The 15,600-nt window shown below is 68.1% G+C and carries 13 protein-coding genes; 6 read left to right on the forward strand and 7 right to left on the reverse strand.

Annotation, left to right across the window (positions count from 1 at the left end):
* Positions 1-208: 208 nt before the first annotated feature.
* Positions 209-964, forward strand: a complete 756-nt coding sequence (locus ACFPMG_RS00215) for a LuxR C-terminal-related transcriptional regulator (RefSeq protein WP_376993246.1) — start codon at positions 209-211, stop codon at positions 962-964.
* A gap of 73 nt (positions 965-1,037) precedes the next feature.
* Here ACFPMG_RS00215 and ACFPMG_RS00220 read toward each other — a convergent pair whose 3' ends face one another.
* The gene (locus tag ACFPMG_RS00220) at positions 1,038-1,883 is read right to left on the reverse strand and encodes a LuxR C-terminal-related transcriptional regulator (protein ID WP_376993247.1); all 846 of its coding nucleotides are present in this window, start codon (positions 1,881-1,883) and stop codon (positions 1,038-1,040) included.
* 381 nt (positions 1,884-2,264) lie between these two features.
* Complete coding sequence (locus ACFPMG_RS00225; protein ID WP_376993248.1) at positions 2,265-3,770, reverse strand: right-handed parallel beta-helix repeat-containing protein; 1,506 nt, start codon at positions 3,768-3,770, stop codon at positions 2,265-2,267.
* A 199-nt stretch (positions 3,771-3,969) separates the two neighbouring features.
* On the opposite strand from ACFPMG_RS00225, the gene ACFPMG_RS00230 reads away from it, so the two are divergent.
* Positions 3,970-5,766, forward strand: coding sequence for a glycoside hydrolase family 15 protein (locus tag ACFPMG_RS00230; RefSeq protein ID WP_376993249.1), 1,797 nt, complete (start codon positions 3,970-3,972; stop codon positions 5,764-5,766).
* Positions 5,767-5,826: 60 nt separating this feature from the next.
* Here ACFPMG_RS00230 and ACFPMG_RS00235 read toward each other — a convergent pair whose 3' ends face one another.
* Positions 5,827-7,116 (reverse strand): BON domain-containing protein, encoded by a 1,290-nt coding sequence (locus tag ACFPMG_RS00235; RefSeq protein WP_376993251.1) that lies wholly within the window; start codon positions 7,114-7,116, stop codon positions 5,827-5,829.
* A 545-nt stretch (positions 7,117-7,661) separates the two neighbouring features.
* On the opposite strand from ACFPMG_RS00235, the gene ACFPMG_RS00240 reads away from it, so the two are divergent.
* Both ACFPMG_RS00240 and ACFPMG_RS00245 read left to right on the forward strand, forming a co-directional pair.
* Positions 7,662-9,272 (forward strand): ribonuclease J, encoded by a 1,611-nt coding sequence (locus tag ACFPMG_RS00240; protein ID WP_376993253.1) that lies wholly within the window; start codon positions 7,662-7,664, stop codon positions 9,270-9,272.
* A 125-nt stretch (positions 9,273-9,397) separates the two neighbouring features.
* Complete coding sequence (locus ACFPMG_RS00245) at positions 9,398-9,727, forward strand: hypothetical protein (protein WP_014241828.1); 330 nt, start codon at positions 9,398-9,400, stop codon at positions 9,725-9,727.
* 13 nt (positions 9,728-9,740) lie between these two features.
* Here the strand turns inward: ACFPMG_RS00245 and ACFPMG_RS00250 are convergent, their stop codons facing one another.
* Positions 9,741-10,070, reverse strand: a complete 330-nt coding sequence (locus tag ACFPMG_RS00250) for a hypothetical protein (protein ID WP_035679689.1) — start codon at positions 10,068-10,070, stop codon at positions 9,741-9,743.
* 146 nt (positions 10,071-10,216) lie between these two features.
* On the opposite strand from ACFPMG_RS00250, the gene ACFPMG_RS00255 reads away from it, so the two are divergent.
* Positions 10,217-10,831: a class I SAM-dependent methyltransferase gene (locus tag ACFPMG_RS00255; protein ID WP_376993254.1), complete on the forward strand. Its 615-nt coding sequence runs from the start codon at positions 10,217-10,219 to the stop codon at positions 10,829-10,831.
* Positions 10,832-10,866: 35 nt separating this feature from the next.
* Here the strand turns inward: ACFPMG_RS00255 and ACFPMG_RS00260 are convergent, their stop codons facing one another.
* The 3 genes from ACFPMG_RS00260 to ACFPMG_RS00270 all read right to left on the reverse strand — a co-directional run bounded on the left by ACFPMG_RS00260 (position 10,867) and on the right by ACFPMG_RS00270 (position 15,239).
* Positions 10,867-11,832, reverse strand: a complete 966-nt coding sequence (locus ACFPMG_RS00260; RefSeq protein ID WP_376993255.1) for a hypothetical protein — start codon at positions 11,830-11,832, stop codon at positions 10,867-10,869.
* 156 nt (positions 11,833-11,988) lie between these two features.
* Positions 11,989-12,177, reverse strand: coding sequence for a hypothetical protein (locus ACFPMG_RS00265; RefSeq protein WP_376993256.1), 189 nt, complete (start codon positions 12,175-12,177; stop codon positions 11,989-11,991).
* A 158-nt stretch (positions 12,178-12,335) separates the two neighbouring features.
* Positions 12,336-15,239: a hybrid sensor histidine kinase/response regulator gene (locus tag ACFPMG_RS00270; protein ID WP_376993257.1), complete on the reverse strand. Its 2,904-nt coding sequence runs from the start codon at positions 15,237-15,239 to the stop codon at positions 12,336-12,338.
* 102 nt (positions 15,240-15,341) lie between these two features.
* Here ACFPMG_RS00270 and ACFPMG_RS00275 point away from each other — a divergent pair, with 102 nt between their 5' ends.
* Positions 15,342-15,479, forward strand: coding sequence for a hypothetical protein (locus tag ACFPMG_RS00275; RefSeq protein ID WP_376993259.1), 138 nt, complete (start codon positions 15,342-15,344; stop codon positions 15,477-15,479).
* Positions 15,480-15,600 lie beyond the last annotated feature (121 nt).

Genomic DNA, 15,600 nt, shown 5'->3' on the forward strand with positions numbered 1-15,600 from the left:
ATTCCTGATGATCTTCCAACAGAAACAAATCATCCGGTCGGCAGGGAAAGGCGCTGAGAATGAAAAAAATGAAATCTTTCCGAGTATCCGCGAGCGGACGCGCTCACCCGAAGATTGAAGTTCCTCTCTCCGGCGATGGTGGGCCACGGCCCGCAATCCTGGTTTGAAGAGGTGAGAAAAACTGGCGTTTGACCGAAAGGGGAAGCGGATGACGACGGATATCAAGCAGCAATCCGGGGTTGCTTCAGGAATCGTTCCAGGGATCGCCGTGGTCCTGGCGGACCCGAACAGCCTGACGCGGGACTGTTTCTCGCTCGGGCTCGGCACGCTGTGCCAGGACATGGCCGTGCGATCGGTGGCCTCGCTGAAGGATGCCGCCGGTGCCCTAGCGCGGGACGGGCGGTTGGAGGTCGTGTTGTGCAACATCGGTGCGCAGACGGGGCTGAACGACGTCCTGTGCGCCGCCATTCGCGACGCCGTGTCGGCCTGCCAGCCGGTGCCGCTGGTGATCATCTCCGACCGCGACGACGGTGGGATGATCCTTGAAAGCCTGCGCCTCGGGGTGCGCGGCTACATCGTGCCCAGCCTCGGGCTGGGGGTCATGCTGGAGGCGATCCGGCTGGTCGCCGCCGGGGGGACCTTCGTACCCGCTACGTCGCTGCAATCGCTCATCGCGCCGGTGCCAGGGGGCGTCGCCGTTCCGCCGCCGGGGCCGGGCGCCGACCTGCCGGTGACCGACCGGATCGGCGGGTTGACGCCGCGGGAGATGGCCGTGCTGACCTGCATGCGCGAGGGCAAGTCGAACAAGCTCATCGCTTACAAGCTGGGCATGTGCGAGAACACCGCCAAGGCCCATGTGCGCAATGTGCTCAAGAAGCTCGGCGCCACCAACCGGACGGAGGCCGCCTTCATGGCCCATGCCCATCTGTCCCGCGGCGCGCTCCTGGAATCGAATCAGCCCTGATCGGGTGGCCCCTTATGGATGGTGGGGCGCAGGAGCGGTGCGGGAATCGCCCATGCCGTTTTCCTGCGCCGGCTCACTCCTCCTCGCGCATGACGCGGCAGACCGCTTCCGTCCGGTTGGTGGCGCCGAGCCGCCGCAGGATGTTCCGCACATGCACTTTGACGGTGCTTTCCCGCATTCCCAGCTGGTGGGCGATGACCTTGTTCGGCTTGCCTTCCTGAAGGCATTCCAGGACGGCGATCTGGCGCGGGGTCAGTTGGGTCAGGTGGGGCTTGCCATTGACCGCGGGCACCGGGACGGATAGCGCGGCGTGAAGCACCGGCTCCGTCACCGTGACCTGGTCCAGGATCAGCCGGTGCAGGATGGTTGCCGGAACGAAGATGCCGCCGGCGGCGACCAGACGGATCGCCTCCAGCGCCATGGCGAGTCCGACGGTGGTGGAGATGTAGCCGTGGGCGCCCTGGCGGATCGCCTCCAGCGCGGACGCCGTCTCGTCGGAATCCGACAGGATGATGAGCGGGATGCCGTCCAGCACCGCCAACAGTTCGGCCAGCCTCGGCCGGAACTCCGGGTCGGAGGCGAGCCGCCCGCTGAAATTGGCCATCGCCACATCCGGTGCGCCGTCCCGCCGAACCACGCCTTCCAGATCCGCCAGGGACGCCGCCGTCAGCACCCGCACGCCCCGGCCGCACAGGTTCAGGCTGGTGGACAGGCTTTCCCGGGTGAGCGGCGTCTCGTCGTGCAGGATGGCTGTGACGGTCTGATCCTCCCCCAGGGGCCGCCCGCCCCCGGACATCCGGTAGTAGGAGCCGAACGGGCCGGAGTCGTTCATCGGGGCGGCGGTCAGGGAAATGTCGGCCAGGATGCGGTTGGGCGTGATGGTCGTGACCGATGGGGTGCGGCGGGCGGCGTTGGGCAAGCGCGCTCCGTCTTTGCACGGCAACATACAAGACCTCCTTCTGCCACACGCCATGGACACGCCGACCCGCGGAGTTGGCCAGGACCGCCGCCAACACCGCCGCCAACATCACTGTTGCGAAGACTTTGGCCCTGTTCGGTCAAATGAACCGGATCACGAGGGAAAGCGATGCCGCGACAGGATTTCGCGGCCGCTTTGGTGCTATAACATCCCAGGAGTTTTTGACCGTCAATCGCAAACAAGATCATAATACTGTGCGCAGATATCCGCAAAGTACCTCCAAATTAGTAAGTTTTTCAAAATTGTAACAGTGCCATCTGATTTTTGATTGCCAAATCCTGATAGATCTTCTCCCTATGGAAGAACAAGTCAGGGATTCGCTCAGCGCTTTCCTTCAGCGGGCAGCTCGGAAGGGCAGGTCAGCGGCGTCTTTTGTGGAAGGTCGGCATGGACGACGCTCCCCGTCTCCTGCCCTTGGGCGCGGATGGCGTTCCAGTCGGCCTCCGCGTCGTTCCAGAACCAGACCCGCTCCCCCAGATCCGTCAGATGGTAGCGGTTGCCGTAGAGCCGGTTGCCGGCGGCGACCACGGCGTTGTCGGCGTCCACGTCGGTGACGGCGCCGACGCGTGCGTTGGCGTTGCGGATGACGATGCGGTTGTCGAAGATCTCGTTGCCGACGGCGGGGGTGTAGGGGGCGCGGTCCTGGGACACCACCGTCACCGCGTTGCCGTAGCCGCCGGGCACGTCGATGTCGTTGCCGTAGACCTTCACGCCCTGCGCGCTGGAGATCAGGATCTGGGCGCCCCAGAACCAGCCCTGGCCGCGCTGCCCGTTGTCGGCGACCCGGTTGTTGCGGATCACCCCGTCGTAGCTGATCTCGTAGGTGATGCCGTTGTCGGCGTTGCCGAAGACCAGATTGTCCTCGATCACCAGCTGGCGCACGTCGATGTCGGCCCAGATGCCGGCGCCGACATTGTCGTGGACGCAGTTGCCGCGGATGAGTCCGCCGCTGGAGGATTCGGTGATCTTGCCGCCGCCGCCCTCCCAATGGAAGTCAACGCCGGCATAGCCGTTGCGGGCGATCTCGTTGCCGGCGATCAGGAAATCCGTCCCCGACCCGGAAAAGCCGGCATGGCCGTTGTCGAGGATGCGGTTGCCGAGGATGCGGCTGCCGTTGCCGGCGTTGACGCCGACACCGTGGTTCAGGCGGAGGACGGTGTTGCGGACGGTCCAGCCGGGGCCGAACTCCGCGTCCACCGCGGCGGCCTGGACGGGCGCGGCGTATTTCTCGATGGCCAACGCCTCGATCACGACGCCCGACGCCGTTCCGCCGAAGGCGCGGGGGGTGACGCTGGTCTCGACGGTGTGCCCGGTGGGGTCGTCGCCGATCACGATCTCGTCGGCGCCGTAATCGAAGAACCAGCGCCCCGGCCCGACGGCGGACCGGCTGCCCACATGCAGCATTGGCACGTCGTCGATGAACAGATCCTCCGGATGGGCGCAACGGGGAAAGCCGGAGCGGCAGAACTCCGCCGCGTTGACCCGGCCCTCCTGCGTCTGCCCGCGGGCGACCCAGACGGAGCCGCGGTGGACGAAGGCGGTCAGCCGCCGCGCCCCGCTCAACACCGCGCCGGGGGCGCCCTCGAACCGGTTGCGGTCCTTTGGAACGATGGATTGCAGGCGATGAACCCCGGCCTCGAGCCTGAAGCGCGTGCCGGGGGGATGGTGGTCCACCGCCGCCTGGATGTCGGCGCCGGGCCGCAGGGAGATGGTGGCGGGCTCCGCCCCGAACGCCACCATCGGAAGGCCCACGAGAAGGACGGCTGCGCCCGCGAAGAGGGCAGGGCGGAGGGCGTGCCGCCGGGGTGTGGCGCGTCCGGTGTCCATGGTGGCCTCGCTGCGTCGTCCGCGGCAAGGCGCCGGGCGGATCGAAAGGGCGGGCGGAAACGCTACCACGCGCGTCCGGCGGCCAGAATCGTCAAACCGGACGATCGACCTTGGTCGGGGCCGGACCCTGGCCGAAGGGAACCGGAGAGACCGCAGGCCGTTGCCCAAGGGCACATCCCCAATCGTTCGAGAGCGTGCCATGGCCTCCCGCATCGAGGATTACGCCCTTCTGGGAGACTGCGAGACCGCAGCCCTGTTGTCCGTCGAAGGTTCCATCGACTGGCTGTGCTGGCCGCGCTTCGATTCCGACGCCTGTTTCGCCGCACTGCTGGGAACGCCGGAGAATGGACGCTGGCTGTTGCGCCCCGGCGATCCCGACGCCCGCACGACCCGGCGCTACCGCGGCGACAGCCTGATCCTGGAGACAGATTTCGAGACGGCGGAGGGCGCCGTCACCATGATCGACTTCATGCCGCCGCGCGGGGAGGCGTCGGACGTCGTGCGCATCCTGCGCGGGCGGCGTGGGCGCGTCGCCATGAGGATGGATCTGACGCTGCGCTTCGGCTATGGGCACGTCGTGCCGTGGGTGACGCGGATCGGCCCAAACACCCTGCGCGCCATCGCCGGGCCGGACATGGTCGTCCTGCACACCAGCGCCCCGATCCACGGCGAGGATCTGAGCACCGTCGCCGACTTCACCGTGGCGGAGGGCGAGAGCATCAGCTTCGTGATGATCCATTCCCCCTCGCACCTGCCGCTGCCGGAGCCGGTCGACGCCGAACAGGCGTTGACGGAGACCGAGCGCTTCTGGGCGGAGTGGAGCGGGCGTTGCACCTACAGCGGCCTCTGGCGGGACGCGGTGGTGCGCTCGCTGGTCACGCTGAAGGCGCTGACCTACCGCCCGACCGGCGGCATCGTCGCGGCGCCGACCACGTCCCTTCCCGAACAGCTCGGCGGGGTGCGGAACTGGGACTACCGCTATTGCTGGCTGCGCGACGCCACCCTGACCCTGCTGGCGCTGATGAACGCCGGCTATCTCCAGGAGGCGCTGGACTGGCGCGACTGGGGCCTGCGCACCATCGCCGGCAGCCCCCAGCAGATCCAGATCATGTACGGCATCGCCGGCGAACGGCGTCTGCTGGAATGGGAGGTGCCCTGGCTGCCGGGTTACGAGGGCGCCAGTCCAGTCCGCGTCGGCAACGCCGCTGCCCCCCAGCTCCAGCTCGACGTCTATGGCGAGATGATGGACGCGGCGCATCAGGCGCGGATGCGCGGCATCGAGATCAGGCCGGAAGCCTGGCAGGTCCAGTGCGCCTTGCTCGACCATATGGAATCGGTGTGGGACCAGCCCGACGAGGGCATCTGGGAGGTGCGCGGCGGCGCACGGCATTTCACCCATTCCAAGGTGATGGCCTGGGTCGCCGTGGACCGTATGGTGAAGAGCGCGGAGAAGTTTAGCCTGGACGCGCCGCTGGAGCGCTGGAAGGCGCTGCGGCAGGCCATCTTCGAGGACGTCTGCGCCAACGGATTCTCGAAGGAGCGGAACAGCTTCGTCCAGCATTACGGCGCCAGCCACGTCGATGCGGCTCTGCTGATGCTGCCGATGGTCGGTTTCCTTCCGGTGGACGATCCCCGCATCCGGGGCACCGTCGCCGCCATCGAGCGGGAACTGCTTCAGGACGGCCTCGTCATGCGCTACCGGACGGAAAGAACCGACGACGGGCTTCCGGACGGGGAAGGGGTGTTCCTCGCCTGCTCCTTCTGGCTGGCCGACGTCTACGTCCTCCAGGGGCGTCAGGCCGAGGCCGAGGCCCTGTTCAACAGGCTGCTCGCCCTGCGCAACGATCTGGGCCTGCTGTCGGAGGAGTACGACACAAAGGCGAAGCGGCTGGTCGGCAACTTCCCGCAGGCCTTCTCGCACATCGCGCTGGTCAACACCGCCTTCAACCTGACCCGCGCGGAGAAGCCGGCGGAGCAGCGCCGGGACGGGGATTGACGACGGACAGGAAGAACCCCTCCCGCCGGTGAAGGCGGGAGGGGCGCGTTGGGCACACGGTCAGCGGATGTTGCTGCCCGAGGTGCTGCTGGAAGTGCTGGTGCGGTTGGTGCTGTCCGAGGTGCCGGAGGTCCCGCTCATGCCGGTCCCGGAGGTGCTGGAGGTTCCGGACGTGCCCGTCGTGGACCCGCTCATCCCGGTGCCACTCGTGCCGGTGCCACTCGTGCCGGTGTTGGAAGACCCGGTGGTGCCGAGCCCGGCCATGGCCGACGCCCCGGCGGTGGTGCCGGTGCCGCCGAAGGTCTGCTCGCGGACGCGCAGGTTGTTCTGCACATGGCGGACGCCGGAGATGGTCTCGGCCATGTCCTCGGCCCGGCGCTTGGTCCGGCGGTCGTCCACCGTGCCGCTCAGCGTGACCTCGCAATTGCTGACGGTCACGTCGATCTCCGAGGCGTCGATGTAGGGATCGTCGGTCAGGCGGTCGTTCACATCCTCGCGGATGCGGTCGTCGGAGCGGGTGTAGCCGCGCGGCCCGCGGCCCCGGTGATGCTGGGCGCCGGGATCGTCGTTGCGGGCGTCCATGCGGCGGCGGCGTTCGGCGTCCTCGTCGCCGAACCAGGAGGCCATCTCGTCGCCCGCCCGTTCGAAAAATCCGCGCTCCTCATTGCGGCCAGAGCCGCTTCCGCCGCCATAGCCCATCCGGCCGTAATCCCGGTTGCCATAGTCACGGCTGCTGTAGTCGCGGTTTCCGGTGCCGCGGGACCCGTAGTCCATCCCGCCGTAGTCCCGGCTGCCGTAGTCCCGGCTGCCGAAGTCGCGGCCGCCATAGGCTCCGCCGCCGTAATCGGACCGGCCATAATCGGAACGGCCGAAGCCGCCGCGGTAGCCGAAGTCCTGGCCGTAGTCGCCACGGTCGTCGTAATTCTGGCGATCATCGCGGGAACGCCAGTCGCGCTGTCCCTGGCCGAAGGAACCGCGGGACCCATAATCGCGGCCATAATCGCGACTGCCGGAGCCTTGGCCGTAACCTTGACCATAGGAACCCTGGCCGTAATCGCCCCGGCCCTCCTGCTGGCGCCAATAGTCACGGCCGTAGTCGTAGCCTTCGCGGCCCTGGCCCTCATAGCCGTAGCCGGGCTGGCGGCCACCGCCGCCCATCATGCCGGACCGGCCGGACTGGCCCGAACCGGACTGGCCCCAATTCGACGGACCGAACTCGTCACGGCCACGGTTCTGGTACGAACCGGCGCTCCACTCGCGGCTCTCGCCGCGTTGGCGGTCGCGCTCCCACCGGTCGTCGTCGCGGCGGGTGCCCTGGTCGTTCCTCCACCTGGATTCATAGTCGGACATGGGATGCTCCCCATTTGGACGGTGCCCGTTCGCCGGGCGTCCGAAAACAACAGGGGAGGCGCCGAAGGATCGCGGGGCGGCGTCGGCTTTGCCGTGCCTTTGCCATGCGCTTCGCACAGGCCAGCCAACCGGAGCGCTCCCGGGTACGCGCAACCGCCTGCAATTCAAGGGGGCGCGCCGTCCGCCGCCGCGCCGCGCGGAGGTCGCGGGGACACAGGCGCAAACGGCCCCTTGAATGTCCCCCCTTGAACGCCGCTGCGAAGGAAACATATGTGCAACACCGCCGGCGGATGGCCGTAACCTTCGGGTGACCGACCGGCGAACCCCTTTCCGGGTCATGATTCAGCGGTTGACCGGCGTCTTCATCTGGATTACTGGCTCGAACACCGCTCTCCCTGGCCGGTTCGGCCGGCTGCCTCGACCCATCCCCACGGTCCTGGCGCCGCCGATGGCCGGGGAGACCCCCGAGATCCGCATCGACACGCGATGCACGCCCGTCCGGCAGCGTTGAATGCCGGCTGAGATGTACTGAAGCAGAAGGACGAATGACGTTTGATAACAAGCGCCGCCGCGCGGCGCCCAAGGGCGGCAACCGCCCGAACTCGAATTTTGGCGGCAACCGCCCGAACACGATTGTTGGCGATGTGCGCAGCGGCAAGTCCGGCGGCCCGCGTTTCCAGAAGAACCAGAACCCCAAGCCCTACGAGCGGCCAAAGGCGACCCGTCCGCCGGGTGCGCCGGTTCCCGGCCCGGTGCCGGGCAACGACGAAATCCTGTTCATCCCGCTCGGTGGCTGCTCGCGCATCGGCATGAACATGGCCCTTTACGGCCATGCCGGAAAATGGCTGATCGTGGACGCCGGCGTCGCCTTCATGGGCGACGAGGCGCCGGGCATCGACAGCCTGATGGCCGATCCCTCCTTCATTGAGGAGCGGATGGACGAGGTGGTCGGGCTGGTCGTCACCCACGCCCACGAAGACCACATCGGGGCCATCCATCATCTGTGGCCGGGGCTGGAATGCCCGATCTACGCGACCCCCTTCGCCGCGCACGTGATCCGTGACCGGCTGAAGGAGACCGGCGGCCTGCGCCACGCCCGCATCCGGGTGTTCGAGCCGGGCGCCTCCTTCGAGATCGGCCCCTTCGGCATCGAGACCATCACCGTCACCCACTCGATCCCCGAGCCGGTGTCGGTGGCGATCCACACCAAGGCCGGCACGGTCCTGCACACCGGTGACTGGAAGTTCGACCCGCACCCGCTGGTCGGCCCGACCATGGACCTGGACGCGCTGAAGCGCCTGGGCGACCGCGGCGTCCTGGCGATGATGTGCGACAGCACCAACGCCAACGTCGACGGCACCACGGGGTCGGAGGCGGACGCCCGCGCCGGCCTGATCGAGGCCTTTGCCGGGCGCAAGGGCGCCATCGCGGTGACCGGCTTCGCGTCCAACGTCGCCCGCATGCAGGCGGTGGCGGAGGCCGCGGCGGCCCACGACCGCAAGGTGGTGCTGGTCGGCCGGTCGATGCTGCGCATGGAGAAGGCGGCCCGCGCCAGCGGCTATCTGGAGAAGGCTCCGGAGTTCATCTCCATCATGGAGGCCTCCTGGACGCCGCGCCGGAACCTCGTCTTCCTGTGCACCGGCAGCCAGGGCGAAGAGCGGGCGGCGCTGAGCCGTCTGGCCCGCGACGGCCACCGCGACCTGTGGCTGGAGAGCGGCGACACGGTGATCTTCTCCGCCCGCGCCATTCCCGGCAACGAGGTGGTGCTGGCCGACGTGCAGGACCATCTGAAGGCCAAGGGCGTGACGGTGGTGACCCCGGCCGACGCGCCGGTGCATGTGTCGGGCCACCCGAAGCGGGACGACCTGATCCGCATGTACGACCTGATCCGCCCGCGCTTCTCCGTGCCGGTGCACGGCACCATCGAGCATCTGGAGGCCCACGCCCGTCTCGCCCGCGCCTGCGGCGTGGAGCGGGCGCTGGTTCCGGAGGACGGCGACATCCTGCGGATCGCCCGGGAAGGCACCGCGGTGATCGGCCACATGGAGGCCAAGCGCCTCGCCAACACCGGGCGCGAACTGATCCCCTGGACGGGGCTTCCCGTCGCGGAGGATGCGGACGCCCTGGCTGACGCCGTGGAATCGATGGCCGCCTGACGCGGCCATCCTCCCTCACCGCCATCGTTCATCGGGCCACGAATCACCAGAAGGGGGACACCCGCCCTCCGTTCGCGCGCACCAGGGGCCGGTTCACGGCCCTGTTTTTTCTTGGAGAGTTGCCCATGGCTGGCTATCCCGCCGACCGGCTTTCCTTTCCCGACATCCTCGACCCGGTGCTGGAAGCGCCGGACGGGGACGACACCGCCCTCGACCGCGCCATCAACGAGGTGGCCGAGGCGCTGGCCGACAGCGGGACCCTGATCGTCGATGCCCTGGGCCAGGCGGCCTACGGCGTGACCGACGAGGAGGCCGTCCTCGGCCTGATCGACACCTACATCCGCGTCCTCCTGCATCTTGGCGAGGTGGAGGAGGCGGCGGACATGGGCGAAGTGATCGAGCGCATCCAGAGTTTCCAGCGCCGCCGCAAGCGCCGCGGCTCGCGCGCCTCCTGACCCCACCCTTTCCTCAGACTGGCGGGACGGTTCCGCCGGTCAGCCAGCGGGTCGCCAGGGCGCGCAGCCGCGCGGTCTGCTGCCGCTGGCGGTAGACGGACACGGCGTAGCCGATCCCGATGAAGCCGACGATCACCACCCAGAAGCCGAACAGGTAGCGCCAGTCCGCCCCCGCGGTCAGCAGCACCAGCAGGACCAGCGTCACCACTCCCGCCACCACCCCGCCGATGATGCGCATCCGCAGGAAGGCGGCCTCGTCGCTCTGTTCGAAATCCTCGGCCAGCGCCTGGATTTCCAGTCCGGCCTGACGGCGGGCCTCCGCCGCCGGGTTCAGCGCATCCATGCCATCTCCATTCCGTTTCGGGGCTCCGGCCCCCAGGCGCGATGATCCGTCACATTCGCCTGCTATGAAAGGAAGAACAGGCGAAACGCGCATCCGGCCCTCCGCCCTCACGGTGCGCATGGGCCGCATCGGGGGAGTCTCGAACCATGCAGACCGGCTATGTGCGCACCTATGAACGCATCGCCCCGCTCTATGACGCGCTGGATCTCGGTTACGAGGTGATGTGGAAGCGACGCCTGCGGCAGGGCACGTTCCGCGGGCTGTCCGGGCGCATCCTGGACGCCGGGGCGGGCACCGGCTGCAACATTCCCTTCTACCCCGCCGGCGCCCGCGTGACCGCGGTGGACGCCAGCCCGGCCATGCTGACCCGCGCCGCCCGGCGGGCGGGCCGGGTGGGGCGGGCGGTGGAGTTTGAGGTGCTGGACTTGGCCGCCACAGGCTACCCCGACGGCCATTTCGACCATGTGGTGGCGACCTTCGTCTTTTGCGTCCTGCCGGAGGAGCTTCAGGTGCCGGTGCTGGGCGAGATGCGGCGCATCCTCAAGCCGGAGGGGACGCTGCGCATCCTCGACTACACCCAGTCGGAGCGCTCGGCGGCACGGCTGTGGATGCGCGTGGTGTCGCCCTGGCTGAGCTTCGCCTTCGGCGCCCGCTACACCGCCGGCTACGAGGCCCATCTGCCGCAGGCGGGCATGCGGGCGGTGGACAGCCGCTTCGTGATGGGCGACTGCGTGAAGCTGGTGGAGGCCCGCGCGGTCTGAGCCGCCGGGCCTTTTCTCAACCAGTCGGCCGGCGGTCAGCCGGTGCGCCGCCGCTCGTGCGCCGGGACACCGCCGAAATGGTCGAGCGCCTGGACCAGCGCGTCGTCGAACACCTCGGCCTTCTCGGTGAAATAGTCGAAGTAGCCGTAATGGCGGCGCAGCGGCAGTTCGGTCAGCGAGCGGATGCGGTAGGCCGGGTCGTTCAGCGTGCCACGCTCCATCAGCTCGATCACCCGGCGCAGTCGTGCGACCTCCGCCTTGTAGGAGTTGGCGAACCACTGGCGGATCTTCCAGTTCTCCACTTCGAGCTGGTTGCGCGGCACCGGCCCGATCCAGGAGACGGGGAAGGGGGCGGCCACCGTCACCTCGTCGAAGCCGTGCAGTTCCGACAGGATGATGCTGCGGTGATAGGCGCCGTCGATCAGCCCGCCGGGGGCCTCCTCGAAACCGTAGAGATAGAGCCAGAGGGCGCTTTCCACCGCTTCCGCGGTGATGTCTTCCAGCCCGACCTCCCCGGCCATCAGACGCCGGGCGGCGGCGTTGCCGTGCAGCAGCCCGTTGCCGGAGCGGAAGTCGTAAGTGTTGAAGACGACGCCGACCTCGGCCTCGTTCAGGGTGCGGGCGATTTCGGCCACGGTGTCGCGGTCGCGCACCGGGGCGTACTGGCGGGCCGGCATCAGCCGCTCCAGCATCGCCGAGGGCGACAGCGGCACATCCAGCCAGCGCCGTGCATGCTCGCCCAGCACCGGGCGGAACACGCCCTTGTGCCCGAACATCGCGGTTTGCCAAGCCCGGAGCAGCCCGCCGGACGCCCCCGTGTGTTCGAGAAGCAGGCGGCGCACGTCCTCGCCGCGCAGCCAGGCGGCCAGCACGACGATCTGCCCGGAGGTCACCGTGAACAGGTCGGGCATCCGGTCCAGGCGGTCGAGCGCCGTCAGCACGCCCGCGCCGTGCAGGTTGAACCCACCGAAGCCGCCCAGGGCGACCGCATGTTTCTGCATGTCAAAAACTCCAACCGAAGAACAACCGGCCCGCACGGCGCCGCTGTCGCGAAGCACCGTCGGGCGGGCCCGCCGCCGTGCGCCCGCAGAAGAGGCTGCCGGGCGTGGCGGGGCGTTACTGCCGATATGTCAGGGAAAAATCAGGGCCGTCCGTCGTCAACCGGCGGCACGGCCGCCATCGAGGCGGTGAGGATTCAGGTCGTCCGTCCGACCTTTCAGGAACGCGTTCAGCCGGCCGAGCAGGGACCGGAGATGATCGGCGCGCATCCGCGCCGCCTTGCGGCGGATGAGCTGCAGATCGCGTTCGGAGGGAAGGGCGGAAGCGAAGTTCGAAGGCGTGTTCATAAGGGACCTCCTCAAAGGATTGAGAAGGCGTCTCCCCCTGGAGAAAGGGCTTATCGTTATGTTGCAGTGCACAATATAGGGCAGCGCCACTGCCCCGTCAAGGCTGGTCCGCTTTTTGTCCACCGCTTCCCGGTCGCGACCACCGGCCGGGGAGCGGCTCAGTCCCCGGTCTGGCTCAACGGATTGTGGTTCAGAAGATCCTGGATGGCGCTTTGAAGCTGCCGCGGCGTGATCGGCTTGCGCACCACGGCGAGCCCGAGCGCGGCAGCGTCGCGCTCGCAGTCTGTGCCGATCTCGCCGGTCAGGATGACGGCCGGAACCGGCGATCCGACCAGTCCGCGGATCTGCACGATGGCTTCCGTCCCGATCCGGCCGTTGCGCAACCTGTAATCGGCGATGATCAGGTCGGGCCGGCGGGCCAGCCCGCGCAGCCGGTCCAATGCCTGCTCCGCTGAGCCGGCCACCACGACCTCGTACCCCCATTCCTGGAAGATGGTCCGCAATCCCATCAGGACGATCACGTCGTCCTCGACCAGGACGGCCAGCCGTCCGTCGCCGGATGGGGCGGCCTCGGCCTCGGGGGCGGGAGGGGAGACGGCCGGGGCGGCGGCGCGCGGCGCCTCGATGGAGAAGACCGAGCCGTGGGCCGGTTCGGAGCGGACCGACACCGGATGGTTCAGCAGCCGCGAGAGCCGCTGCACGATGGCCAGCCCGAGCCCCAGCCCCTGGCTGCGGTCGCGTTCCGGATTGCCGACCTGATGGAACTCCTCGAACACCTTGGTCTGCTGCTCCGCCGAGATGCCGATGCCGCTGTCCTGCACGGTGATGCGCACGCTGCCGTTTGACGCCTGGCAGGACACGCGGACATAGCCCACCTCGGTGTAGCGGATGGCGTTCTCAACCAGATTGCGGAGCATCCGGCCGAGCAGCAGCCGGTCGCTGCGCACCGCCAGGTCCGCGCCGGGTTGGGCGACGGCGAACTCCAGCCCCTTGCTGGAGGCGATGGGGGCATAGGCCGCCTCGATCTCCTCCAACAAGGGGCGCAGGGGCAGCGTGACGATCTGTGGGGTGATGACGCCGGCATCCAGGCGCGACACGTCCAGCAAGCTGTCGAGAAGGTTCTTCAACGTCTCCAGCGCGCGCTCCAGAGAGGCCAGCGGGGCGCGCCCCTTGTCCGGATCGACGTGGCGTTGCAGGACGCCGGCGAACAGCAGGGCGGATTGCAGCGGCTGGCGCAGGTCGTGGCTGGCCGCGGCCAGGAATTTCGACTTGGAGACGTTGGCTTCGTCGGCCTTGGCCTTGGCGTCGCGCAGGGCCTCCTCCATCGCCTTGCGCCCGGTGATGTCGATGTTCAATCCGCTGAGCCGGACCAGACGACCATTCTCATAGACGGGGCGCCCGATCGCCATGATCCAACGCACCCCGTCGCGCGGATGAAGGATGCGGAACTCCCCGCGGTAACCGGGACGACGGGCCTCCAGCACGTCCTTCGTGAAACGGCACACCGAATCCCGGTCCGCAGGATGGACCAACTTGAAGAAGCTGTCCTCGCCGGGTGTGAAACTGTCCGGGGTGACGCCGTACAGCCGGTACATGCCGTCCGACCAGGCCAGCGTGCGGTCACGCAAGTCGAAATCCCAGATGCCGGCTTCCGACGCGGCCAGCGCGATGGTCAGCCGCTCCTCGCTGCGGCGCAGGGCCTCCTCCAGCGCCTTGCGCTCGGTGATGTCGAGGTTCAGGCCATTGAAATGCAGAGGCGTGCCGTCCGGATCATAGCTGACGCGCCCGATCGACGAGACCCAGCGGACGGCGCCGCCGGGCTGGATGATGCGGTACTCAAGCCGGATGTAGGCACGCCGCTCGGCGAGCATTTCCGTTTGAGCCTTCAGCGTGGCGATGTCGAAGTCGTCCGGATGGACCACGGACCGCCAGACGGCGCTGGTTGCCTCGTGCACGGCCGGGTCCAGGCCGAAGATGCGGAAGGTTTCCTCCGACCAGTGGCCCTGACCGGAGACCAGATCCCAGTCGAAGGAGCCCGCCATGGCCGATTCCAGGGCGAGGCTCAACCGGTCCTTGCTCTTGCGCAGATCGTCCTCGGCCTGGCGCCGTCGTGTGATGTCGAGAAGATAGACCGACAGGCCGTCTGCGTTGGGAAAGGCCCGCATCCAGAACCAGCGTCCGGTGCGCGCACCCTGGAACTCGGCGTCGGTGGGCATCTGCTCGGCCATCGCCTGATGGGCCTGATGCCACAGCGGCGTGTCCACCAGTTCCGGAAAGGCGTCCCACAGCGACCGACCGCGCAGGTCGCGGCCCTGGGCGACCAGGGAAACCGCCTTGTCGTTCAGGTAGGTGAAGCGCCAGTCGCGATCCAGCTCGATCACGCCGTCCACCGTGCTGCCGAGCACCGCCGCCATGCGCAGCGCGTTGCTGCGCGCCAGTTCATGCGCGCGCAGGAAACGCCACAGGCTCCAGCCTGCGGTCACTCCGGCGAACAGGAACAGCCCGGTAAAGATGACGAGGGTGCGCCGTGCCGCCGCGTTGACCGGCCGCATGGATTCGTCCTTGTCCAGGCTGACATGGAGGTAAAGGTTGGGGACGCCCGCGGCCAGCGGCGACACCGCGGTGATCCGCATCCGGCCCTCCGGCCCGGGTTCCTCGACCACACGCCGCTCGCCCCGGTCCAGCAGGGCCTGGTAAGGCGTGTGCAGCGGTCGGCCGACGGTGTCCGGCGTTTCGGGCTGGTGCGCCAGGACGATGCCGGAGCGGTCGGCGATCACCACCTCCGCGTCCTCCGGCAGGCTTTTCTCGCGAAGGAACAGGTTCAGCCAAGTGGTGTCGAGGAGCGCCGTGACCACCCCCGCCGGAACGCCGTTCTCGTCCTTGTAGGCCAGAGCGAAGGGGATGGAGGGGCGTCCCGTGGTGCGCGAGGTCAGGGTGGCCCCGTTGGTCTGCTCCCCCGTGGTCAGTGCCTCCCGCCAATAGCTGCGGTCGGCGACCGAAAGGCCACGCGCCCGCGGTTCGGTGGAGCACCAGATGGTCCCGGACCGGTTGCTGACGCTCACCGCCAGATACGGGGGAAACTTCGCCTTGATCCGAAGAAGTGTGTCCTGGCAGGCCGCTGGAGACAGTTGTCCTATGCCCATCTCTGTGAGAGCAACCAAAACGTGTTCAATGTCGTCGGCGATGCGCTGCTGCTCGGATTCGACCTGATCCAAAAGCTGCATCGACTCCAGGCGGATTTCCGCTTCCCGGGACTTGCGCAATTCCAGGATGTTGTGCACTTCAAAAGCGATCAGCGGTAACGCAACCACAAGGAAAAGAATCGACAACCGACGCGCCGACCATCCAGGCCGCTGGTCCGGCTCGCTGGTCTTCACCCGTATCTCCCCACTCCACCCTTCTGCGGGGAAAGACTGCCAGAAT

Origin of the sequence: Azospirillum himalayense, assembly GCF_042657465.1 — a bacterium.
GTDB lineage: Bacteria > Pseudomonadota > Alphaproteobacteria > Azospirillales > Azospirillaceae > Azospirillum > Azospirillum himalayense.